Here is a 22,644-nt window from a genome sequence, read left to right on the forward strand (position 1 = left end):
CTTTATTGTTTTGATTGGATTTTATGAGGATATACACGGATATACCAGTATAATGTGGCTACTATTAAAAATTCAAAAGCTATAATCCAGAATCCTAAAGATGTAAAAAAACTATAATGATTCCCTCCGTTAGGAACGACAAATACTGGAACAGTTATTAATGCATCCAAAGCAACAGCAGTTAACAACATTGTCTGACCAACTTTAAACCCATGTATTGTGTTTTCTCTTTTATAATAATAAGAACAGCCTAACCATACCAATGGCATAACTACAACAAACAATACAATATTTGCCTGTGAATTAGGATTTTCCAAAATGGGAACATAATAAGATGTTGAATAAAAAAGTATAGCAATAATCCATATGGCTACACCTATTAAAATGGCTCGTTTAGCTTTCATGTCTTTTCTATTTAAAAGTTACATGGCAAAACTATGGCCAAGAAGAAATTTTGGTTTGTCTTAAAAGAAATAAGATTTGTTCGAAAAGTAGTTTACTTGATTTGGCTTGGTCTATATCCAAATTTTTTGGCAAAAGCATTGGAGAAAGAACTTAAACTATCGTAACCAACATGCCATGCAGCTTCTTGAACTGTAGCTTCTTGCTTTCTTATCAATTTATGAGCTATGGTTAGACGCTCATTTTGAAGATATTTAAAAACTGGTACACCAAATAGCTCTTTAAAATCTTTCTTCAATTTAAAAGTATTTAACCCTATTTCCTTTGAAAGCTCTGTTAAAGAAGGAGGATTATCTAAGTTTTCTGAAAGAATTGTTTTTGCTTTAATTAGTTTTTCACGTTCTGAAGTTTTAATTTTTTCAGTTTTCATTGTTGCAAGCTGACCGAAAAAATGAGAGAGTAATGCTGTAATTTGACTCCTAAAAAACATCATTTTAGTTTTTCCTTCATATTGAATATTGAAAATAGAATCAACAATCGTTTGCATTTCAGGAGTCATATAAAATGCTGGTCCTTCTACATAATGATCAGAAGGATTTACTAATTGATTAAGCATTTCACTAAATAACTCACCTTCATCATTAGGCAGTGCTTCAATAGCACTAATAGATGTTGCAATTACCAAACATTCCAACTGTTTTGATGCTGAAACCGTATGTATAAACTCAACGTTATCGTCGGCATAAAATGACAGTGCTAGTCCTTTTGTATAACTAAACTCTTTCTGCTTATCGCCATATTTTACAGATAAATCTACATTACCAGAACCATAAAATGCTACTGCTATAATGGGCTCATCAAAAAAACAAGAATCAATAGTTACTTTTTCTGCTTTGGCTTCCTCGACTAAAATTATAAAATCATTTATATTAATAACATCTCTAGTCATGATTCCTTTTTTTAATTTATAATTTTCTTCTTTTTAATATAAACAAAGTAATCAAATAAATTAAGACAATAGCAAAAGGTATTGCTACAAATTTATATTCTGGTAACATATACCAAAGCACTAGTATAACTATGGTTCTTAAGACTGCATGAAAAATTCCAACCCAATGCTTAATAATCCATGAAAAGGGAATCCACATGGTTCCTGTTAATATGCCAACAGTTAAAGGCAGTGATGAATAATCTAAAATAAAAAAAGGTATAGCAATTGAATAGATTAAAACAGATTGTAAAACTGTAAATAAAAACAACCTATCAAATACATTCTTTGGTTTATTTTTATCAATAAATCGTTCGCCAGTAAATTGTGAAATAAATATTGCTAGATAGGCAATACTTCCTGTTCCCAGAAATAAGACCCATACGGCCGTTCTTACAGGAAGAAAAAGTCCAGCTATTCCAACAATTAACCAAATAATTAAGCCCGCCAACGGTGTAGCAAGAAATGGCCTATTTGTGAATTCTATTCTTTGTTCTTCAAGTGTTCTATTAATGTGATCCATTTATTTTATCGTTTCTTCCTTAAATACAAATGTATTTTTTTTAACCTTACAAATTAAGTTTTCATTAAGTCAATGACTTTTTCAAAGGATGCCTAAACCTTCAGATTAATCTATAAGTCTACCCTTTTATTAAAAATCTTCATAAAAAAAGACTAATCTATTTTGAGATTAGCCTTTTTAAGGATTATCTAATTAAATCTATGAATTAATCTAGTAAGGCGTCCAATTTTTCTCTCAAAACAGATTCGAGTTGCAAGCCATTCGTTCTATCAACTATTTTCGAGTTTTTTAGAAAGAATAATGCAGGAATACTTCGAACACCAAATTGAGCCGCCAATTCTCTGTTTTGATCAATATTTACTTTTTGCACTTCAACTTTTCCTTCGTACTCTTTAGATAGTTTATCTATAGTTGGTAATAGTGTCTGACAAGGCCCACACCAATCCGCGAAAAAATCTAAAAGTATTGGCTTATCTAGTGCTATTAATTGGCTGTAATCATCTTTGTTTTCAATAGTTTTCATATTAATCCGTTTTAATTAAATTTAAATCGAGTGATGTAAGAATTACGTCGTCTACTATTCCATAAAAAACTTTTCGTGTTTGTCATCAAATCGAAGCTTGAAATACTTGATCTCTTTTTGTTTTGTTTTACTGTTTCCATAATATATATTGTTGTGTTATTATGAAGCAAAGATCTGAAGTTAAGCCTGTTAATTGCTAGGCAAGGTTTCCCTAGTCGTTGGCAATTTTTCCCAACTACAAGTTTTCTTTGAATAAAGACGGAGATACGCCTTCTTGTTTTTTGAAAAAGCGACTAAATGCTTGAATATCTTCATAGCCAATTTCATATGCGATTTCTTGAATTTGCATATTGGTGTAGCGTAAACGGCGACGTGCCTCTAACATTTTGCGATCATGAATATATTGCAATGGAGTTTTTGAGCCTAGTTTAGAGAAAATATTCGATAAGGTTTTTGGTGATTTGTTTAATAATTCAGCATATTCAGCAACAGTATGTTTTGTTTTGAAATACTGTTCAACCAAGAAGTTAAATTCTCTAACTATATCAGTTTCCATCTTTTCCTCTGGATATTGAAATTGGGCCTTAAATAAGCGTGTGCATAAAATTAAATAACGTTTTAACATCATTTGTAACATATCAATTTGTAAGTTATCTTTAGATTGCATTTCTATACTAAACATAGTCCAAAGTGTCTCAAATTGAAGGTGATCCTTTTCTGGAATTGTTATTATTGGTAATTGTGATGCACCAAAAAATAATAATCCTTTACAGCCAACTTCAGTGTCATGATCGATGACACAATAAAATGGTCTGTTGAATCTTAAGAAACGTGTAGATTCTAAATGATTTACTGCCACCTTGTGAAACTCCGTAAGAAAAACTATTTGGTTTTTATTGAAAGTATATATCTTCCCATCTATAACCAGTTCATTGACATCACCTTGAAACCATAAAATTGTAAGACTCCCTTCAATAATTTCTGAAAACACAGTACATTCGTGTTTTTCAAGAGTCATAAACTGAAGGTATTCATTAGTGTTTCCTATAAATTTCATAGTCGTAAACGCAAAAGCAATGATTTGTTATCAAATATTGTATGCCAAGATACTAAACTTTAGATGTAACTACAGAGCAAAAAAAAGCATCAACCATAAAATGATTGATACTTTTTCGCTATTAATCAACACTTAAACTCTACAATATTTTAGATAATTGTTAAATTTTCTTCCGTCATCTGTCTAGCTGTTCATAATAACATCTAGTTTGTTAATTAGGCTTCACCCATTTTCTACTTGAAAATGCTATATCTACAGGAGTATCAAACACGTGGTTAAAATAATTACTCATTGTTTTTACACCAATTCCAGCAATCACACCTAAAATGTGATTTTCAGTATAACCAGCTGCAAAAAATGCCTCAATGTCTTCATGAGATGGATTTCCTCGTTTAGCAGTCATCACACGACTAAAAATACTTAGTGCTTTATACTTAGCATCCTCAATTTCGATATTGTTTCTAATGGCATTGGTAACACTTATTGGTACTTTACTCATTTTATCTGCTACAAAACTATGAGCCGACATACAGTAATCACATTCATTTTCAAAAGCAATAGATAAGAAAATAATTTCTTGCTCTTGTGATGTAAATCCCGCATTCTCTCTAAAAGTTTTATAAGAATGGCTGTATGCATCAAAAAGTGCTGTATTGTTTGCCATAGTAGCATACATGTTAGGAATCATTCCCATTCCTTTTTTCGCAGCTTCTAAAATTTTAGCAGAAATAAAATCTGCAGTTTCTATGGTTTTTGGCTCTAAAGCCAGTTTTGAGATGTTACTCATAATTTTTAATATTATGATTAATGATTTTTTTTACTTGTTCAATTTATCAGCTAGTTCTTTGGTGCTGTATACATGACTTGCAATAAAACGGAAGTTTGTTTGTGCTGCAGCATTACCATCATGCCCAGGTATAATTGCTGACGCTGTAGCATCACCAACTACTGCTACTTCAAAACCATCCTCGATAAGTTCTCTCATATGTGCTTCCACACATAAGTTACCAGACATACCTGCTAAAATGACTTTATCAATTTTTTGCTTTCTTAATTGCAAGCTCAAATCATTTTGCTCTGGACCAAATACTTTATGAGGTCCAACAACGGTTACAAAATCTTTTTCGATGTACTTTTTGTAAGGCTCTAAAAAATCGGCTCCTGAACCTTCAAAACCTTCTGTACTTAATTGGTCACCACGATCAAACATATTAATGTTGTGCATTAATTTTTCTAATGCGCCTTCAAATTTCCAATTATGATCATGCTTGTAATAATAGTGAGGTGAGATAAATACTTTAATACCATTTTCCTCAGCTAGTTTAAAAAGCGTTTCTAAATTCTCTACAGTGTTATTTGCTTTAACACTTTCACCAACCACTCCCCAAGTAACACCTTGTGGACTTAAGAAATCGTTTTGTGGATCTGTGATTACGATAGCTGTTACACCATCGATATCAAATTCGTTGTCGGGAAGTTGTGCAAATGCATTTGTTATTCCCATAAGTATTGTTAATGTTACAATTACTCTTTTCATGTGTTTATTTTTTATTGTTTATAAAATTTTGATACCGCAAAGATGAGATAAGAAAGAAATGATTTGCTAGGTAGAGTTTCCCGATGAGTTGGCAATTTTTCCCTTAGTCAATTTTTAAACAACTTATTAGCAAAACACTTGATTGACTCTTTAAAAAAATAGGAAATCGTTATTTTTGATATTAATTAAATTACCAAATAATGAAAATAAAAGATTTGTTTTTATATACAAATAAATTTGAATCGGAAAAAAGATTTTATTCTGAAATCCTTGGATTTAAAATCCACAAAGAAACCATTGATAGTTTTACCTTAAAAATTGGCTGGAGTAAATTAACGTTTATAAAATCTGATAAAGCTTATAAATATCATTACTGCTTTTTGATTCCTTCCAACAAATTAGAATCAGCTATGCAATGGATGGAAAAAAGAACTCGTGTAATAGATATAGAAAATGGCAGAAAAACACAGCGTTTTGAAACTTGGAATGCAGATTCATTTTACTTTTTTGATGCTAGCGGAAATATTGCAGAGTTTATTGTAAGACATGATTTAAAAAACCAATCTTTAAAATCTTTTAGTATAGAAGATGTTGTTTGTGTCAATGAAATCGGATTGCCAACAACATCAATTGAAACATCCAACACCTTTTTAGAAAAAGAATTAGATTCTTACTTTTGGAAAGGAGATAAATTAAACTTTGGAACTAACGGAACGCAAGAAGGTTTGTTCTTATTACCTAATTACAAAACTAGAACCAAGTGGTTTCCAACTAATTTGCGTGTAGAGCCATCTCCTTTTAAAGCCGTTATTGAAAGTAATAGTGTTTTATATGATTTTGAGTTTTTAAATGAAGATATTATAATTAAAAAGAAATAGTCTTTAGAACCTGTGGATAATACTCAACAACATATACAATTACTTATTAATCACATCAATCAAGATGTATCTCTTGATGAGTATGCTATTAATAAACTATCTTCTTTTCTAGTATTCAATGAGCTGAACAAGAAAGAGTTTTTAATTAAGCCGGGAGAAACCGCTAATTCCATGAATTTTATTGTGCAAGGATGTATGCGTAGTTATTACTTAGATGAAAATGCACAAGAACACACCTTACAATTAGGTATTGAGGAATGGTGGATTAATGACTTGTACAGTTATTTAAGTAGAAAACAATCTAGAATGTATGTGCAAGCCTTAGAAAAAACATTACTTATACAACTACCAAGACTAGAATTAGAGAAACTTTACATTGAAGTTCCTGAAATCTCACATTTCTTTCGGATTAAAATACAAAATGCCTATGTGGCTGTTCAAGAACGTGTCATTGATAGTATGAGTGATGATGCCTACGAACGTTACGACAACTTCAGAAAAGCATATCGCGACATTGAACAACGTGTTCCACAATACATCATTGCTTCTTACCTTGGAGTAACCCCAGAGTTCTTAAGTTATTTACGCAAAAAACACTCCTAAAACCGGTTCTTAAGATACCTTAAGTTTTTTCTTTTAGCCACTATGTAGTTTTGACCCATAGAATAACAAATGGGTTATGTTACGATTTATATATTTTTTATTTTTTATCACGTTTGGGTCTTTAACATCAAATGCCCAAAGTGTTAGTTTCTCTCCTGAAATAGTGATTGGAAATCGCTCTGCTGTGTATCAGCATTTTGTTGGATACAAATTTAATAACTCCTGGTCTATTAATAATGTGTCCTTATTTGACACAGAATATATTAATAATAAAAACAACATGTTTTTTATAAGAAACATGTTGTCTTATAATCTTAACAAAAATTTTAAAGCCAACGCTGCTATAGGACTTAAAAACCCTGGAGCATTTGCAACATTAACATCTCAATACCAATACAATACACCGAACTTTAAAATAAGTTATGCTATTGGCAGCACCTATCAAAACGGATTTACCCTAGAGCAAACATTAATACTCAATTACACTCCTAAGCTAAGTAAAACCATTCAAGGCTATATAAACCTTTTTGCAGTGGTTAACACCAATTTAAAAGTGCTTGATAGAGGTATTCAACAACTACGCATAGGAATTAAAAAAGAAAAGCTCATAACAGGAATAGCTGCAAATCTAGATCAGTTTAATAAAGCAGAAAAAACACTAGAAAACTTCGGGGTATTTATAAAATATAACTTTTAAACTTTACAAATTATGAACACAAAACAACACATCGGATTATTAGTATTAAGAGTAAGTATTGCATTTACGATGCTCATATATGGCATTAGCAAATTAACTTTTGGAATCGACTATATTAAAAATTTAGTCCATGAATATGGCCTGCCATCATTTATTAGCTATGGTGTATTTGTTGGTGAACTTATAGCACCATTACTCATTATTATAGGGTATAGAACCAGATTAGCAGCACTTGTTTTTGCAATAAATTGCTTTGTAGCGATTGTTATGGATAGGATTCCTGACCTGTTTAGTTTAAATGCACATGGTGGTTGGGCAATAGGTCTCATATTCATCTACATGATGTTTGGCATAGCAATGTTTTTTATAGGTGGAGGCAAGTACGCTTTATCAACCAATAACAAATGGGATTAACACTGTAGCTATGAGACTATTTTTTTTATCAGTATTAGGATTAGCAGGAGGCGTTTTTTTAGCGGTTCAAGCTGGATTTAACTCTCAATTGGGCAGCACTCTAAAACAACCTGTTCTTGCTGTGATTGCAAGTTCAATTAGTAGTGTGCTATTTGGAAGCCTGCTTTTGCTAATTATAAGCAGAGATAGCATTCAAAACATTACAACAACCCAAGTACCATGGTACTTATGGTTTATTGGCGGACTGTTTAGTGTTATCGGCATTGCTATTTATTTCTATAACATTCCAAAAATTGGAATTTCAAAAATGATAGCCCTTGGACTCTGTGGGCAGCTTTTATTTTCATTAATAGCAGGGAAATATGGATGGTTAAACTTACCTGTTGAACCTTTAACTACCAAAAGACTTGCAGGAACCATAGCGATGGTAGCAGGTATTATACTCTTTAACATTAAATAATTAACTATGAATACAATACAATCAAATATTATAAACTTAACTTCTTTATGGAGAAGTGCAACTCAACCGTTTAACACTTATAATGAAGATAAAAACATAGGTTACTGTTTTATACCCAACTCACAATGGCCTAATAAAATTTGGCTAAAAAAGGAGCATAATCCAGAGATTCTAAATGAAATTAAATTGCTTTTAAAATCAGAATTGGATGGTCTCACATTCACTTATTTTGATTTAGGGACTAATGGAGAAAACAAGATTTTCGATTATCATGATTTTGACGAAACCTCTATACAATTTGGAATGTCATTAAAGCTTTCTAAAAAAGTAAAAATCTCAAAGCAATTAAAGTTTAAACTAGTTACTAACATCAATGATTCTCAAATATGGAGTCAATCATTTTACAAGGCCTTTGGGTATATAATTTCAGAAGAAACCCTTAATAAAACTTTTCATCATATAAACTACTATCTAATATATGATCAAGAAAACATTATTGGAACTGTTATTAGTCATCAAACAAATTCAACCATTGGCATTCATAGTCTTGGCATATTACCCAATATGCGTGGTAATGGATATGCAACACAAATAATGCATCAGCTCCTTAATAATGGACTAGAACAGGGATGCAATCTAGCTACTTTACAAGCATCCAAAATGGCTAAATCCATGTATGAAAAAATGGGCTTTACAACGGAACTTATAATGAGAAACTATAAACTCAAAACACAATAAAAATGGAACTTATAGAAAATTTAAAATGGCGTTATGCCACAAAAAAATTCGATACTTCAAAAAAAGTATCATCTAATGACCTTCAAAAGTTAAAAGAAGCTGTGCAATTATCAGTTTCGTCTTATGGATTACAATTGTACAAAGTTTTAATTATTGAAAACTCAGAGATCAGAGAGCAATTAAAACCTGTTTCTTGGAATCAAAGTCAAATTACGGATGCTTCTCATTTATTTGTTTTTTGTAATTATACAGATGCGACTCCAGATGCTATTGACGATTTCATTAAACAAACAGCTGAAACTCGAAATCTTGATTTAGAACGACTTAATGGCTATGGTGATTTTATCAAAGAAAAGCTTAATGAGAAAATACCTGAAGAAAAAACAGGTTGGTTAAAATCACAAACTTATCTAGCACTTGGAAACCTCTTAAATGCTTGTGCCGAATTAAAAATTGATGCTTGCCCAATGGAAGGCTTTGAGCCAGAAGCCTATAATAAAATTCTAGGGTTAGAACAACAAGGACTTAATGCAGCAGTGATCGCACCAATAGGTTACAGACATGATAAAGACCATACAATTGGGCAACAAAAAGTACGCAAGCCTATGGATGTACTTTTTGAAACTGTTTAAATTAATTTTTTTTTAATTTAAAGGTTTGGGTTAGTTCCCAAACCTTTTTTAATTTAGTCATGTTTTATATCATTAACGCCATTAATGGAAAACGAAATAGTAAAATTAATATCTAGGTACCTAGAACTTACTAATGAAGAAGCTTCTGCTTTTGCTGAATGCATTCCAATCAAAACATTCAAAAAAGGCGACCTGCTTTTAAGTGAAGGGCAGGTTTCAAGAGATTCTTATTTTGTTATTGAAGGCTGCGTTAGAAAATATTATATTATAGAGGGTGAAGAACGTACCACTGAGTTTTATGTTGAAGATGAATCTATTGCTTCATTACAGAGCTATCAAAACAAAACACCAGCCAATCACTATTTTGAATGTGTTGAAGATTGCAGACTAGCGGTTTTAAACTATGAAAAAGAACAGGAATTATTTAAACGTGTTCCTAAATATGAAGCTTTATGCCGAATGTCTATGGAAAGTGATTTTGGTGAGCAACAGGAAGCTTTAGCTAAGTTTATTACTTCTAGCCCTGAAGAACGCTACAAAAATCTTTTAGAAACCAGATCTGATTTGCTACAGCGTGTACCACAATATCATTTGGCCAGCTATTTAGGTGTGAAACCTGAGTCTTTAAGTAGAATACGAAAAAGATTGACTAAAAAATGAGAAGAATGCTCCAGAAATAAATTCCAGAGCATCACAATTAACTGCTATTAACCGAGGGATTTTTATACATTGTAGGAGGCAGTAATTTTATTATAATGCAATCTTTCCAATAAACTATTGTTGGAGTCTGAGATTCTCAATAATTTTAGAATCAACCCAATATTTTGTTGATTCCCAATATGTACTTCCATTTTCACTTTCTTTTTCTTCTGACCTTGAAAAAAGCAAATATTTTCCGTCAAGTGTTAATCTCGCACCATTTTCTACTAGTTCTGAATTTATCTTTTCTCCCATATTAATGGCAGGACCCCATGAACCATCTTGCTGTTGAAAACTGATATAATTATCAGACATTCCATATCCATCGTCTCGCTCGCTACCCCATATTAAGAAGGATTCATCTGGAGCTATAAATGGGTGGGCTGTCCATTTTCCTGTATTAATATGTTTACCAAGTAATTTTGGTTCTTCACGTTTACCATCTATAATCCTTGATATTCGAATTTCGTCATTGCTTTTATAGTCATCAAAAACCATAGTCCCTTTAGAAGATACTGACATCACCATAATGCCCCAATCTTCCCTATCAAACATGGAGCCTAGACTTTTAATTTTTGACCATCCAGAATCTGTACGCTCTATGTAGTTCCATCTGGAGTATAAGATGTTACTATCGCTAGGATTATGTTTAAAGCTATACTTATTAACCCTGTAATAACTACCTTCATTCCGATAAACAACTACTTGATCCTCAAAGGGGTCGTTCCCTGAGTAAGTAAAGTAAAACTCTTGCATATCCAAAGAGTCCTTGTTCCCTAATTTCCAATCTTCAGAAGTACTCTTTTTAGGAACAAAAATTTCAGGAGTTAATCCTGGTGGCTTATACCCAAAGTATAGATTTTCCTCTATTGAATAATCATTCTTTTTTGTTTCTGATTTCTCAGTTTTACAAGCACTTAAAAATGCACAAAATACGAGTACTGAGAATTTAATAATAAGATTTTTCAATGTTCAATTTGTTTTAATTACCGACAACATAAAAATATTACTCTAAGCAGTTTTAATTATTGACTTTAGTTAATAATGAAAGCTTTTCTGAAGAATTGTCACACCAAAAGCAGTCGTCATTTTTTGGTTGTAGTTCTAAGGCTTTTGTATAGGCTTTAATAGCGTTATCGTTTACATTTGCTTTGTAATAGGCATCACCAAGCGAATCCCAACTATTGCCATCTTCAGGAAATAGTTGTGTGTTAAGCTTATAGATGGTAATGGCTTTTTCCATTTTATTTTTTCTGTAATACGTGCCTCCTAAACGATTTAAATGTCTTGGTGAGTCGATGGTATTTTTAAATTTCAGTTTTAATTGTTTTACTAAATTATCAATACTACCCTTATATGCTTCAGTAAATTTGTAAAGCTCACTAACCATATACTTTGGTAATTCTTCAGGAACATAGGCCTTATCAAATAACATCTTTTCAATTTCCATGGTCATTCTTCTTATAGGTCTAATATATGCATTAGAGGCAAATAGTATCACAACATCTTCTTCTGGAAACCATACAAATTCATTATATGAAACTCCATTAAACCCATTGTGTGTGATGACTTTAGTATTTCTTTTTGATGTAAAAACAGTCCAACCATAAGTATAGTGGCTCGACTCATCTTCATATTCAGCTACATAGGGTTTTGTGAGTGTTTCAAAGGACTCCTGAGATAATATTTTATTAGACTTTAATGCTTGATACCATTTATACATGTCATTGTTTGTGGAATGTATGCCACCATTAGCCAGTACAGTCCTTGCTATTTCTCCATCTTTTTTATACTGAGCGATATATGAACCTTCATTGGAAACATTAAGCAGATATTCATTGGCAATAGTTGTGCTATCCCATTCTGGTAACAAATAACCTGTTTGATGCATTCCTGATGGTTGAAATAAGTGTTCATTCAGATATGTTTCATAATCCTGACCAGAAACAAGCTCGATAATCCTCCCTAAAATACTGTAGCCTGAATTCGAATATGAATATTCTGAGCCTGGAGTAAATAATAGCTTCTCTTGAAACAGGTTTGAAAAATAAATATCCATTGATGTGAGATCAAAATCATCTGTACTACCATGACTAAAACCAGCTGAATGGGTTAATAACTGATGTATGGTGATGCCTTTTTTATCCTCTGGTAAATTATCAAAGAAGGTACTGATAGGGCTCTCCAGTTTTAATTTGTTGTCTTCCGCTAACTTGACAATAGCAGCACCTGTAAACTGTTTTGACACCGAACAAATATCATACACCGTATTAGGGTTATTGAATACATTATTTTCTTTGTCGGCGAACCCGAATCCTTTATTAATAATAATAGAATCGTTTTTAGCAACTAAAACAGCTCCTGAAAACCCATTAGTTTCACTTTGTTTTAAATAATTACTGATGCGATTACTCAACAAATCAGATTCATCTGTCGTTGTTTTATTCGATTGGCAGGCAACACTTAAAATAGCATTTAAACAACCTAACACAAGGAATATGCTATGTTTAACTTTTGGAATAGTTAATTGTAATTTGTTGTTCATAATAATCATTTTCATAGTTTATGATAAAAATATTGTTCTAAGTAGTTTTAATAATTGACTTTAGTTAAGAAACATTTTCTATTCAACTACCATTCTCTTATTTTTCCTTGATGCCAAAACTGTCCGCTTATAACATCAGTATGTAGTAAGTTTAAAATGTCAATAGCCACATCTTTAGGTAAGCGAGGTGCGATTTTGCCTCCCATATCGGTTTGTGTCCATCCTGGATCTAGAGACGATACTATAATATCCTTTTCCTCTAATCGTTTTGCCAACAACTTGGTGTACATATTTAAGACCGCTTTAGACATCTTGTAATGTGGCTGAAAGGCATCAAAGTTCTGCTCGCTAAAAGAGCCCCAATCAGACGTGATATTTATAATATGTGCATTAGGAGCCAAAAGTGGTAGTAGTTTTTCGGTGAGTTCAATAGTGCCAAAAACATTGATATTGAATGTTTTTTTCAATTGTTCCATATTGATTTCTGACGTATCCCATTTTTCCAGTAATACACCTGCATTATTTATTAAAAAGTTGAGCTTTATATTTTCTAAATTCTCAACGAATTTGTCAATAGAATCATTATTGGATAAATCGAGTTTTAAGCATTTAAAATTAGAATGTTCTAATAGATTATTTCCTGAGGTGGAAGACCCAATCACGTTAAAATGGGGCTGCTTTGTCAACAACTCAACCGTTGCCAAACCAATACCTCTACTGCTTCCTGTAACTATTCCATGTTTCATGTTGTATGCCATTTTACTATTGATTTATTATGTATTTGAGCTCCTAGCTTTTTATAAAACCTAATGGCTTTTTCGTTATTACTTTCAACCTCCCATTTTATGAGTTTAATATTGTTTGAAACACAAATGTCTTTTGCATGTTGCATCAATTTTTGCCCAATGTTGTTCCCTCTAAATGGTTTGCATACAAACAGGTCATCTATAGCCATGTATGTACTTCCATTCCAAATAGAATAGTTCCACATATATGTAACATAACCTATTAAAACACCTTTGTGTTCTGCTATGATAGCTTCGAATTTTTGAGGCTGAACATTTGAAAACCCTGATTCAGTTATTTGGTCTAAATCTGTTTTTAGGTATTGTAGTTGACCTTCATATATAGCAAGTCCCTTAATTAAACCTAACAACGCTTTAGCGTCTTTCTGGCTTGCTTTTCTTATGATTATCATATTTTACCAATATTCTTTAATCATAAAAATCTTTCCATCCTTAAATTCAAAAAGGGCCATTTGCTTATCACCTTTAACCACTTTACCTTCTTCTTTTGTGATGAAGCGTTTACTTACTGTAATGGCATTTAAGCCATAAATAATGTTCTCGATTTTTATATCAACAACACTTCCGTCGTAGCCTCCATTATTTTGATTACGTTTATAACCATTGTAAAGATCTTCTCTTGTATAAACACCACCATATTTTGGGTGCGCATAGGTGAAATCGTCTGTAAACAAGGTAAAAATGTTATCTATGTCTTTTAAAGTTGAGTTTTGTTGAAATACTTTTAGGTTTAGTTTATAATACTGATTTAGTGTATAGTTTAGCGAATCTTTATGAGTAAGATTATTTTGTTGGGCTTGAGCCAAATTAAGGGCACTAAACAAAAACGTGATAATTATTAGTTTTAGTTTCATATTTTTAATCTTCTGCTAAGGCATTTAAATTTTCTCTTTTTCTGTTCAAAAATCCAACAGAATCTGGCTGTCTTTTTTAAAACCCAACATATTATTTACAAGCAAATTTATAGCTTTATGGAATTAACTTCATTGACTTTAGTTAAGAATTAATATTTTGGAAAATTGATTATTGTCTGAAATTTATTAACCTTAGATTGAATTTCTGCTTTCAAACTTTCATCATTGATTTCTCCGCAATTGAAATTATCGTAGAATGAGGGTAATGAAAATGTATCTGTGATACTGGCTCCCATAAACGGAAAGTAAGCACTTGCAGATTGTAATACGCTTTCACCACCTCTACCTCCTGGTGAGGTTGCCATTAATAGCATAGGTTTTTCTCTCCATATTTTCATATTTACACGAGATAACCAGTCTATAATATTTTTAAATACCGCTGCATAAGACCCATTATGTTCTGCGAGAGATACTATAAATCCATCGGCAGTATCAAATAACTCGTCTAGTCTTTTTACCGCAGTCGGAATACCATTTTCAGTTTCAAAATCAGCACCATAAATTGGCAATACATAATCATTTAAATCAATTGAAATAATTTCTACTTTTTCTAATAAATTAGCGGTATAGGTTATTAAACTATTGTTTATAGATTTTTGACTATTACTACCTGCTATTGTGATTATTTTTTTCATAATTACTGTTATTTAGAGATTAAGTTATCTATTGACCATTTGCCACTACCATTAACTATTATCGTTAAGGCAAGACCGATTATTAAGAGCGAATATTCGTAACCTTCACCACCCTGATTACCAAACCAATTCATAAAAAAGCCATGTTCTAATTGTGTTGTATATATGATACCTATAAACATTCCTGCTAGTGATAATGACCAAAACCTACTCAAGAATCCTAGAATTAGTGAAATTGAGCCAAAGAATTCAATCATAATTATTGAGAAGGCTACAATGCTTGGTAATGCCATTTGTGTTGTAAAAAATTCTATGGTTGCCGTATAACCATTACCGCCAAAAAGACCTAATAATTTCTGTGCGCCATGCGGAAATATGACTAACCCAAGTGTTAATCGTGCAATGCTAAATCCAATATTTGGATGTGTCGTTAAAAGTGTTTTTACTAAATTTTTCATAATGTTTTAGATTTAAAATTGTTTATAAAGTTTTTCGGTAATACACACCGAAAGATGATTGTTCTAAATGTGTTTGCCCATATTGGTCAAAGTCTAAACCAATACCCAATTGGTGCCCTTTGTAAGACACACCTGCACGCAATTGCTGAAAACTCCTTGAGTGCGTTTTAAAATCGTCCCAGACTGTTAAAAACTGACAATTGAACCAAAAAGAGATTTTATCATTTATGGGTTTGTTGAATTGAAACTGTGCAAATGCTTCAGCATAGCTGTGATTGGTTTGCTCAGAATGGGCTATGGTAGGTATAATTACAAATACTATACGTGAATTTTTTAGTGTAATCTTTGCTGACAAACGTTCTGAATACCCAGCAACACTGTTGTAATATAAAGATGGCCCAATTGTAATATTCTTATTAATACTCCAAAATAGTGTTGGTTGAATTCCTACTTCATCAAAATCCTCATACTCTTTATCATTGAATTTTTGAAAGAAAGCCAACGTATTAATGTTTAGAGTCTTGCTCTCATTAATAGCATAACTTGAATATAATGTAAAATCTGTTTTATTATAACCAGAAAACAGTTCTACTTGTGTAAATTGTGCTTGCAAATAGTTGGCAAACCCAATTGTTAAAAACGATGTAATGATTATTATTTTTTTCATGCTTCAAAATTCCGATAGGAACACATGAAAAAAAATGAACTAGTTTAAGACTTTTACATTCTATTGACTTTCGATATAATTTTACTCATAAACTCTGGCGTAATACCAATGTACCCTGCCAAGTCTTTCTGGGTAATTCTATTAACAATATTTGGATATTTCTTTTTGAACTCGATATATCTTTCTTCTGCTGTTAAGGATATACCATGGTTAGAACGCCTAATGTAGCTTATGAGTGATCTTTGATAAAGTATTCGGTAAAACCTTTCAAATTTTGGTATTTCTTGAAAAAGTAAATCATAATTAGCTCTAGAAATACCTAACAACTCTGAATCTTCAGTAGCTTTAATAAAATAACGTGATGGTTGTTTGGTTATAAAACTTGCAATGTCTCCTGTCCAATAATCTTCAACCGCAAACATTGAGATATGTGGTACGCCATCTACATCTAAAGTATATGCCTTTAAGCAACCTTTAGTTATAAAATACTCGTATTTAGTAATTTCTCCCGCTTGCATTAAATAAGCCCTCCTTTTTACTTTTACTTCTGTAAGCAAAGAAATATACTTCTGCTTTTCAAGCTCGGTTAAATCAATAAATCTACTAACATTATCAATAATTAGTTTATGTGAGTCCTTCAATTTCAAAATGATTCTATATACTTTCTTTAAAATTAAGCATTTAATCCTTTTTGCTGAAAAACTTTGCTCATTTTTTCATTAGCATTAATACATCCAATTATTATAGGTTTAGATGTATAGAACCAAAGAGCCAATGGATGATAATGTTGAACTATAATCATCTCTTTCAGACCAAATTTTGAGATACAGTAAGTGAATATGACTTGTTTAAGTTTTTACAGATGCTTCCCAAACATCTACAACTTTATTATATTCAAAACTATCTATTCAGTCTATTCTATGATCCATTTTATATTGCCCTAAATAATTTATCAATTTCAGATTTGACTGCCTCATTTGGTGCTACTTTATAAAATTCCTCAAGCAAATCTAAAGTTGTAGGCTTTTTTGGGTATTTGTTATTGGCTAAAAAACTTCTTAGCGCTTGATTTACTTTATCTTCACCAATTGATTCAGATAATTCCACCATTACAATAGCGCCTTTTGAGTAAGCTATATGTGTTGCATCATAAGGCACTTTGTATAAAGGTGGATCTCCATAAAGTCCTTTTTCATTATCATAAATTTGTTGATGTACTTTAACACGTTCCATCATGCGCTCTTTCCCATACAACTTTTTGTAAATCATCATTTCAGTATACATAGCCAAAGACTCTGTGAGCATTGAAGCACCTTCTCTTTCATCTGGATTTATTTGACTATTTCCCCACCATATATGAGCCAACTCATGACCTGCTAACTCATTTATGACATCTTTGCTTGGATCACTATCTATATTAGCATGAAATATCATGTTTTCGGTCATAAAAATGGTGGCTGGATATGCTGTAGCTGCAAACCCACTCGTAAAAGATGAGATCTCAACAAAGCTTATTTTTTCAAATGGGTAAGCATTAAAATTATCTATACAATAATCTAAACTTAAAACCGCATTATTCAGTAGTCGATCTACATTTTCAAAATGCATGTCATGATAAAGTACTTCAATCTCTATGTTACGATGCTTGATAGATTGCTTTTGGTACTTAGCAGATGCAACTGCAAATCGAAATGGAATACTATCGGCTTTGTATTGGGTATTTGCCCTATCTTTTTCAGTCCAGGTTTTAACTACATCCCCAATTCCCAAAGGCGTTTGATTGCTTTCAGTGGTTACTACCATATTTAAATTTATAAAATCCTTTTTAAAGACTTTTGGTGCTTCAAGCTTCTTTAAATTTGTTGGATTACCAAGTTCATGTTCTTCTCGTTTTTGTTGATTCTCTATCTCTTTATGTGATTGGTATCCCAACAAAGGATAATGATTACTAATCCTCATGAACGAACCATTATCAACGATGGCATTAAAAGATTGATGCCCATTGACAGCGAACCATTTGTATGATAAATTAAACTCCAGAGTCGCTGTATCACTTGGCATAAAAGGTTCATCAAGTTTTACCTCTGAAACAATCTCATCAACTGAAATATCTTTATTATGCATTCTAAATGTTGCTTCATTTAATTCTAAGTCGGAATGAAAATTCAATAGAATCTTATTTATTGGTTTATCTGTTAGATTTTGAATTCTATATTTTCCTTGAATTTTATAAGAATTTTCAGAAGGATACAAGTCTATTTTTGTGTCTACATCTATAATTGTTGGTTGCGATATATTTTGATAATGACGGTAATTTTTTTCATAATTAACTGCTTCAATTATTTGTACATCTTCATTTTTTGGTAAATAGCCATTCATAAAATTAAAGCCTCCAAAAACGCCTAATGCAAAGAAAACAATGGCAATAAAAGATTTCAACTTGGTCCATTGTTTAAATTTTAAAAATGAATTTAAAACCCATATTAAGCCCAATAGGCTTATTCCAAAAAACAATCTGTTTGAAAAGGCCGACAGATAAGCACCATATCCATTTAAGTCGCTAAACACACCATTGAACCCTGAGAAAATGTGTAACAATGGATATGGCAACAACATCTTAAATAATGGTGTTGCAAAAACTACAACCGCTAATATTGAAACACCTAAGGCTACATATTTGCTATTTATAATAGTATTGACAAGAAGTAATAATGCCCCGAAAAGGAAAAGCGGAATTGTATTAAATATAATAACCCCAAAATAAGCCAACCAATCAATTTGGGTATATCCATAACTTATTTGTAACACTAATGCTAATACTATAAGTAGCGTAGTTAAGAATACCAATAGCACAGCTAATGACATTAAGTGCCCTTTTAATTTCGCTTTTGAAAAAAATGTACTGTCTTCAATTAAATAAAAATTGGCTGTAGTACTTCGCCAATACATATCATTTATAAAATACACTAAAACAAATGCTCCTATTAAGTGAAAGCTTTGAGAAATAGAAGTAGCCAAAAGTCCTGAACTGGCATAATAATTTGGTAAACGTATGCCTTTATCTATATCAGAATACATCTCTATACCAACATAGAATACTAACAGCATTGAAACGGCAACTATGGTTACGCTTTTAAAGAGGTAAACTATATCAACCTTTGCAAAGGAAATAATTGAACTGAACTCTGACTTAAAACTAAAATTAAGAGCTGGTGTTTTAACTTTTGTTAATCTTACTTTTACATCCTTAACCTTATGCTGAATACGCTTTAATTCCTTTTTACTTGTCGCTTTATTGAACACATAAAAACGATAAGAAATTACCAAAAACAATATTGACAACAACATATAAGCTATACGATTGATAGCCAAAAAGCCTTTTAATGGAACGATGAACTGATTTTTATCGGTAACACTAAAGTCTTTAGCTTCAAAGAAATATGCTGATACTCCAAAAGGATCTAATAATGATGATAGTTGCTGGGTTTCAATAGATTGTGGTATGCTTCCTGCCATAAATGGCGAATTAGAAAACACCAGTAATACCATGTAAAGCACATACAATAGTAAACCTCCAATAACCACTAATAACTTCTTGCGTGAAGTATAAGCAATCATAAACAAGAAGCTACAAACAAAAAAGCAGTTTAAAACTCCAAAGATCAAAAAAGGATAGAGATACGACCAAAAACTAAACCCTAACTGCATTTCATTTCCAGTACGCGAGTTTTGACCAATGACAAAACCTAAAATTAAGATTAAAAAACTTAGAAAAGTTTTTAAAGTAAACACTGAGAATTTTCCTATTAAATAGTTTTTAAGCGTAATTGGATATGAGAACAACATGATATCAAATTTTGTATCCCATTCCTTAAATAGAATCTCCAAGGCAAATAAAATAGCCATAAAAATTATTGATAGACTCAACAAAGCCATCATAAAGCCAATTGTGTAAGGAGAATTAAGATAAATTCCTTCACCAGCAGTTAGGTTAAACTTATAACCGCAAAACCATCCTATAAACAGTAATATGACACTTGTTAAACCTAAGACATAACGATTTCCGCTATGCTTTAATTGAAATTGAAGTATAGCATTCATAATTAATTGTTTTGAGAAAGAACATTAAAGTAAACGTGCTCTAGTATTGGTTCAACTGATGAAAATGCTTCAGGTTGTGTAGGTGAAAACACTGTGATTTGAAGTTGACGCTCTATAAGTTGTTGACTAATAACTTTTAGATTTGATTGGTAAATTTCTAGTTCATCATTATTAATAAATTTTGACCAGATTTTACCTTCTAAATCTTCAATTAAGTCTTTTGGCTTACCAGTTTTAAGAATTCTACCTTTATTCATTATGGTCATTTCAGAACATAGGTTTTTCACATCTTCAACTAAATGAGTAGATAAAATCACAACTACTTCACTACTAATATCACTTAAAAGCGTGTTAAAGCGGTTACGCTCCTCTGGGTCTAGTCCTGCTGTTGGCTCGTCTACAATGATGATTTTCGGGTTACCAAGTAAAGCTTGGGCAACGCCAAAGCGCTGTTTCATACCGCCAGAAAAGGTATGTACCTCTTTATCTCTAAAATCCCAAAGGTTGACTTTTTCTAACAAATATTGAATCTGTTTCTGACGTTCAACTTTATTATTAACACCTTTTAAAAAAGCTATATGGTTTAATAAGTCGTATGCATTTACCTTAGGGTACACTCCAAAATCTTGTGGCAAAAATCCTAGATTTTTTTTGATATAATCTGTGTCTTGTACTACATTTATATCATTAAACATAATAGAACCTGAAGTTGGTCTCTGTAATCCCACAATCGTTTTCATTAAGGAGGATTTACCAGCACCATTTGGGCCTAACAATCCAAACATTCCATTCTTTATCTCTAATGAAATATTTTTTATGGCTTCATGACCGTTTTTATAGGTAAGATTTAGATTCTTAATCTTTAGTGAGTTCATATTTTAATCTTTTTAATTGCTTTTGTCTTCTCTTTTAATAATTTTTCCGAATCTGGATACTTTTCTAATAAAACATCATACAATTCAACCGCCTCTTTAAAACGATTACTTTTTACATAAAAGTTAGCAAAGTGAGAAACGGCATACTCCATATTACCACTCATCAGTCCATCAATTATTTTCTCTTTATCTAAAGCATTGAGTAATGTTTCAAAATGATAAAAATCTTCTGCTCTCATGGCACTTCTAATGATGGTAAATTTAGACCAGAGAGAAAGTTCTGGAGAAAACCCATATCTGTTTGCTCTTTCTTTGGCATAACGATTAGCATAGTCTAAACCACCAGCATTGATAAATTTTTGAAGATTATTGGTTTCAAATTCCTGATAGTATTTATAATAGTTTCTAAGTCCATGATATAAGGTTGGGTAACCAGTTGAACGGTGTTTTTCTATATAAAGGTTTAAGAAAGTCCATTGTAATCCTTCAATATTTTTTTGAGATAATAAGGAATCTAATTTAACGGCACTGTGTTTTCCATCATACTCGTCTGGACTTATAGAAAAATAGAGGTTTGTTGGTAATGTTGAAACACCGTTTAACTTATCTATGGCTTCCATTATAGGATACGCACTTGCCATGATATGTGCATCAAACAATGTTGGGTTTGACAACATCGTGTTAAAAACTAAACTTGCACCAAACTCCCATCCAAAAAATAATTTTTCATTATTGGTTCTAAAGTTAGTATCTATATATGGTATAAGTTCAGTACTAACAAACTCAATAAATTTTTCCTTTCCTTCTCCTAAATCCTGAAATCGTTTTGGGTAATCAGTATTTATTCCAACAACTATAAACTCTGGCGTTAATTGGAACTGTTTAAAAGATTGATTTAAGCTTACTGAGTATAGAAAAAATCGCTGTCCATCCAACACATACACCACAGGATATTTTTCATTAGAATGTGCATAATTTTGAGGAAGATAAACCTGAATCTGTCTCTCCTCGCCCAACGCTTTTGATTTAATAAAATGGTTTGTCCCTATAGTATTATTAGTAGGACTATTTTGAGCGTTTACACTTACTACTAATAAGCAACTTATAAACGTTGAAAAAACTATTCTTTTTATCATATTTAAGAAATTATATCATAGCTTTATTACAATAGGTTGCTTTCTCAAAATCCCTTATGTTGATAGAGATAATAGGCACTTCAGGAAACATAGCTTTAAGCTCTGTCACAATTTGCTTTGACAGTTTTGCTTTTTGTTCCGTATTTCGCCCTTGCATGATATTAGCAAATACATGAATAAAATCAGCTTTAGTATTCCCAACAGTATAATGTTGAAAAGAATTAATCCTTACTTTAATATCGTCAGGAGCAAACAATCCTGTTGATTCTGCTGTATCATATACTTTTTGCATGATATTTTCAGGTGATTTTAGTTCTATGATCTGTTGCGAACAGTCTATTACAAAGTGTGGCATA

29 protein-coding genes are annotated in these 22,644 nt (G+C 31.7%); 8 read left to right on the forward strand and 21 right to left on the reverse strand.

Going from position 1 to position 22,644, the window contains the following annotated elements:
• Nucleotides 1-2: 2 nt before the first annotated feature.
• The 7 genes from HB672_RS01150 to HB672_RS01180 all read right to left on the reverse strand — a co-directional run bounded on the left by HB672_RS01150 (nucleotide 3) and on the right by HB672_RS01180 (nucleotide 5,030).
• Entirely contained in the window at nucleotides 3-404 is a 402-nt protein-coding gene (locus HB672_RS01150; protein ID WP_167606387.1) for a DUF5367 family protein, read from the reverse strand.
• Nucleotides 405-496: 92 nt separating this feature from the next.
• Entirely contained in the window at nucleotides 497-1,351 is an 855-nt protein-coding gene (locus tag HB672_RS01155) for a helix-turn-helix domain-containing protein (protein WP_167606390.1), read from the reverse strand.
• A 16-nt stretch (nucleotides 1,352-1,367) separates the two neighbouring features.
• Nucleotides 1,368-1,913, reverse strand: a complete 546-nt coding sequence (locus tag HB672_RS01160; RefSeq protein WP_167606393.1) for a hypothetical protein — start codon at nucleotides 1,911-1,913, stop codon at nucleotides 1,368-1,370.
• A 205-nt stretch (nucleotides 1,914-2,118) separates the two neighbouring features.
• Nucleotides 2,119-2,436, reverse strand: coding sequence for a thioredoxin (gene trxA, locus HB672_RS01165; RefSeq protein WP_167606396.1), 318 nt, complete (start codon nucleotides 2,434-2,436; stop codon nucleotides 2,119-2,121).
• 235 nt (nucleotides 2,437-2,671) lie between these two features.
• On the reverse strand, nucleotides 2,672-3,493 hold the full coding sequence (locus tag HB672_RS01170; protein WP_167606399.1) for a helix-turn-helix transcriptional regulator: 822 nt from the start codon (nucleotides 3,491-3,493) through the stop codon (nucleotides 2,672-2,674).
• Nucleotides 3,494-3,704: 211 nt separating this feature from the next.
• Nucleotides 3,705-4,280: a carboxymuconolactone decarboxylase family protein gene (locus HB672_RS01175; RefSeq protein ID WP_244306558.1), complete on the reverse strand. Its 576-nt coding sequence runs from the start codon at nucleotides 4,278-4,280 to the stop codon at nucleotides 3,705-3,707.
• Nucleotides 4,281-4,310: 30 nt separating this feature from the next.
• Nucleotides 4,311-5,030 (reverse strand): cysteine hydrolase, encoded by a 720-nt coding sequence (locus HB672_RS01180; protein ID WP_167606402.1) that lies wholly within the window; start codon nucleotides 5,028-5,030, stop codon nucleotides 4,311-4,313.
• 200 nt (nucleotides 5,031-5,230) lie between these two features.
• On the opposite strand from HB672_RS01180, the gene HB672_RS01185 reads away from it, so the two are divergent.
• The 8 genes from HB672_RS01185 to HB672_RS01220 all read left to right on the forward strand — a co-directional run bounded on the left by HB672_RS01185 (nucleotide 5,231) and on the right by HB672_RS01220 (nucleotide 10,112).
• On the forward strand, nucleotides 5,231-5,908 hold the full coding sequence (locus tag HB672_RS01185; protein WP_167606405.1) for a glyoxalase: 678 nt from the start codon (nucleotides 5,231-5,233) through the stop codon (nucleotides 5,906-5,908).
• Between the two features lie 12 nt (nucleotides 5,909-5,920).
• Nucleotides 5,921-6,511 (forward strand): Crp/Fnr family transcriptional regulator, encoded by a 591-nt coding sequence (locus HB672_RS01190; RefSeq protein WP_167606408.1) that lies wholly within the window; start codon nucleotides 5,921-5,923, stop codon nucleotides 6,509-6,511.
• Nucleotides 6,512-6,587: 76 nt separating this feature from the next.
• Nucleotides 6,588-7,208, forward strand: a complete 621-nt coding sequence (locus tag HB672_RS01195; RefSeq protein ID WP_167606411.1) for a hypothetical protein — start codon at nucleotides 6,588-6,590, stop codon at nucleotides 7,206-7,208.
• Between the two features lie 12 nt (nucleotides 7,209-7,220).
• Complete coding sequence (locus tag HB672_RS01200; protein ID WP_167606414.1) at nucleotides 7,221-7,622, forward strand: DoxX family protein; 402 nt, start codon at nucleotides 7,221-7,223, stop codon at nucleotides 7,620-7,622.
• Between the two features lie 10 nt (nucleotides 7,623-7,632).
• Complete coding sequence (locus HB672_RS01205; RefSeq protein WP_167606417.1) at nucleotides 7,633-8,082, forward strand: DMT family transporter; 450 nt, start codon at nucleotides 7,633-7,635, stop codon at nucleotides 8,080-8,082.
• A gap of 6 nt (nucleotides 8,083-8,088) precedes the next feature.
• On the forward strand, nucleotides 8,089-8,820 hold the full coding sequence (locus tag HB672_RS01210; protein ID WP_167606420.1) for a GNAT family N-acetyltransferase: 732 nt from the start codon (nucleotides 8,089-8,091) through the stop codon (nucleotides 8,818-8,820).
• Between the two features lie 2 nt (nucleotides 8,821-8,822).
• The gene (locus HB672_RS01215) at nucleotides 8,823-9,452 is read left to right on the forward strand and encodes an NAD(P)H-dependent oxidoreductase (RefSeq protein WP_167606423.1); all 630 of its coding nucleotides are present in this window, start codon (nucleotides 8,823-8,825) and stop codon (nucleotides 9,450-9,452) included.
• Between the two features lie 84 nt (nucleotides 9,453-9,536).
• Nucleotides 9,537-10,112 carry a Crp/Fnr family transcriptional regulator gene (locus HB672_RS01220; RefSeq protein ID WP_167606426.1) on the forward strand — a complete coding sequence of 192 codons (576 nt, stop codon included), beginning with the start codon at nucleotides 9,537-9,539 and terminating at the stop codon, nucleotides 10,110-10,112.
• A gap of 114 nt (nucleotides 10,113-10,226) precedes the next feature.
• Here the strand turns inward: HB672_RS01220 and HB672_RS01225 are convergent, their stop codons facing one another.
• The 14 genes from HB672_RS01225 to HB672_RS01285 all read right to left on the reverse strand — a co-directional run bounded on the left by HB672_RS01225 (nucleotide 10,227) and on the right by HB672_RS01285 (nucleotide 22,643).
• On the reverse strand, nucleotides 10,227-11,120 hold the full coding sequence (locus tag HB672_RS01225; protein WP_167606429.1) for a hypothetical protein: 894 nt from the start codon (nucleotides 11,118-11,120) through the stop codon (nucleotides 10,227-10,229).
• Between the two features lie 52 nt (nucleotides 11,121-11,172).
• The gene (locus HB672_RS01230; RefSeq protein ID WP_167606432.1) at nucleotides 11,173-12,696 is read right to left on the reverse strand and encodes a serine hydrolase; all 1,524 of its coding nucleotides are present in this window, start codon (nucleotides 12,694-12,696) and stop codon (nucleotides 11,173-11,175) included.
• An 86-nt stretch (nucleotides 12,697-12,782) separates the two neighbouring features.
• Nucleotides 12,783-13,454, reverse strand: a complete 672-nt coding sequence (locus HB672_RS01235) for an SDR family NAD(P)-dependent oxidoreductase (protein WP_244306559.1) — start codon at nucleotides 13,452-13,454, stop codon at nucleotides 12,783-12,785.
• The gene (locus tag HB672_RS01240) at nucleotides 13,439-13,894 is read right to left on the reverse strand and encodes a GNAT family N-acetyltransferase (RefSeq protein ID WP_167606435.1); all 456 of its coding nucleotides are present in this window, start codon (nucleotides 13,892-13,894) and stop codon (nucleotides 13,439-13,441) included. Before HB672_RS01240 ends, HB672_RS01235 begins: the two co-directional genes overlap by 16 nt.
• Before the next feature lie 3 nt (nucleotides 13,895-13,897).
• Nucleotides 13,898-14,356, reverse strand: coding sequence for a nuclear transport factor 2 family protein (locus HB672_RS01245; protein WP_167606439.1), 459 nt, complete (start codon nucleotides 14,354-14,356; stop codon nucleotides 13,898-13,900).
• Nucleotides 14,357-14,505: 149 nt separating this feature from the next.
• Nucleotides 14,506-15,051 carry an NAD(P)H-dependent oxidoreductase gene (locus tag HB672_RS01250; protein ID WP_167606442.1) on the reverse strand — a complete coding sequence of 182 codons (546 nt, stop codon included), beginning with the start codon at nucleotides 15,049-15,051 and terminating at the stop codon, nucleotides 14,506-14,508.
• An 8-nt stretch (nucleotides 15,052-15,059) separates the two neighbouring features.
• Complete coding sequence (locus HB672_RS01255) at nucleotides 15,060-15,509, reverse strand: DoxX family protein (RefSeq protein ID WP_167606450.1); 450 nt, start codon at nucleotides 15,507-15,509, stop codon at nucleotides 15,060-15,062.
• A gap of 22 nt (nucleotides 15,510-15,531) precedes the next feature.
• Nucleotides 15,532-16,176 carry a hypothetical protein gene (locus HB672_RS01260; RefSeq protein WP_167606456.1) on the reverse strand — a complete coding sequence of 215 codons (645 nt, stop codon included), beginning with the start codon at nucleotides 16,174-16,176 and terminating at the stop codon, nucleotides 15,532-15,534.
• A 53-nt stretch (nucleotides 16,177-16,229) separates the two neighbouring features.
• Entirely contained in the window at nucleotides 16,230-16,817 is a 588-nt protein-coding gene (locus HB672_RS01265; protein ID WP_244306560.1) for a Crp/Fnr family transcriptional regulator, read from the reverse strand.
• A gap of 32 nt (nucleotides 16,818-16,849) precedes the next feature.
• Nucleotides 16,850-16,978: a hypothetical protein gene (locus HB672_RS14745; protein WP_280115276.1), complete on the reverse strand. Its 129-nt coding sequence runs from the start codon at nucleotides 16,976-16,978 to the stop codon at nucleotides 16,850-16,852.
• 128 nt (nucleotides 16,979-17,106) lie between these two features.
• A complete protein-coding gene (locus tag HB672_RS01270) occupies nucleotides 17,107-20,277 on the reverse strand; it encodes a M1 family aminopeptidase (RefSeq protein ID WP_244306561.1) in 3,171 nt (1,056 codons plus the stop codon).
• Between the two features lie 2 nt (nucleotides 20,278-20,279).
• On the reverse strand, nucleotides 20,280-21,152 hold the full coding sequence (locus HB672_RS01275) for an ABC transporter ATP-binding protein (protein ID WP_167606466.1): 873 nt from the start codon (nucleotides 21,150-21,152) through the stop codon (nucleotides 20,280-20,282).
• Nucleotides 21,149-22,288 carry an alpha/beta hydrolase-fold protein gene (locus HB672_RS01280; protein WP_167606473.1) on the reverse strand — a complete coding sequence of 380 codons (1,140 nt, stop codon included), beginning with the start codon at nucleotides 22,286-22,288 and terminating at the stop codon, nucleotides 21,149-21,151. The genes HB672_RS01275 and HB672_RS01280 overlap by 4 nt, the downstream gene beginning before the upstream one ends.
• 10 nt (nucleotides 22,289-22,298) lie before the next feature.
• Nucleotides 22,299-22,643 carry a 5-carboxymethyl-2-hydroxymuconate Delta-isomerase gene (locus tag HB672_RS01285; RefSeq protein WP_167606476.1) on the reverse strand — a complete coding sequence of 115 codons (345 nt, stop codon included), beginning with the start codon at nucleotides 22,641-22,643 and terminating at the stop codon, nucleotides 22,299-22,301.
• Nucleotide 22,644: the final 1 nt, after the last annotated feature.

Origin of the sequence: Gaetbulibacter sp. S0825 (assembly GCF_011777505.1) — a bacterium.
In the GTDB taxonomy this organism is placed as follows: domain Bacteria; phylum Bacteroidota; class Bacteroidia; order Flavobacteriales; family Flavobacteriaceae; genus Pontimicrobium.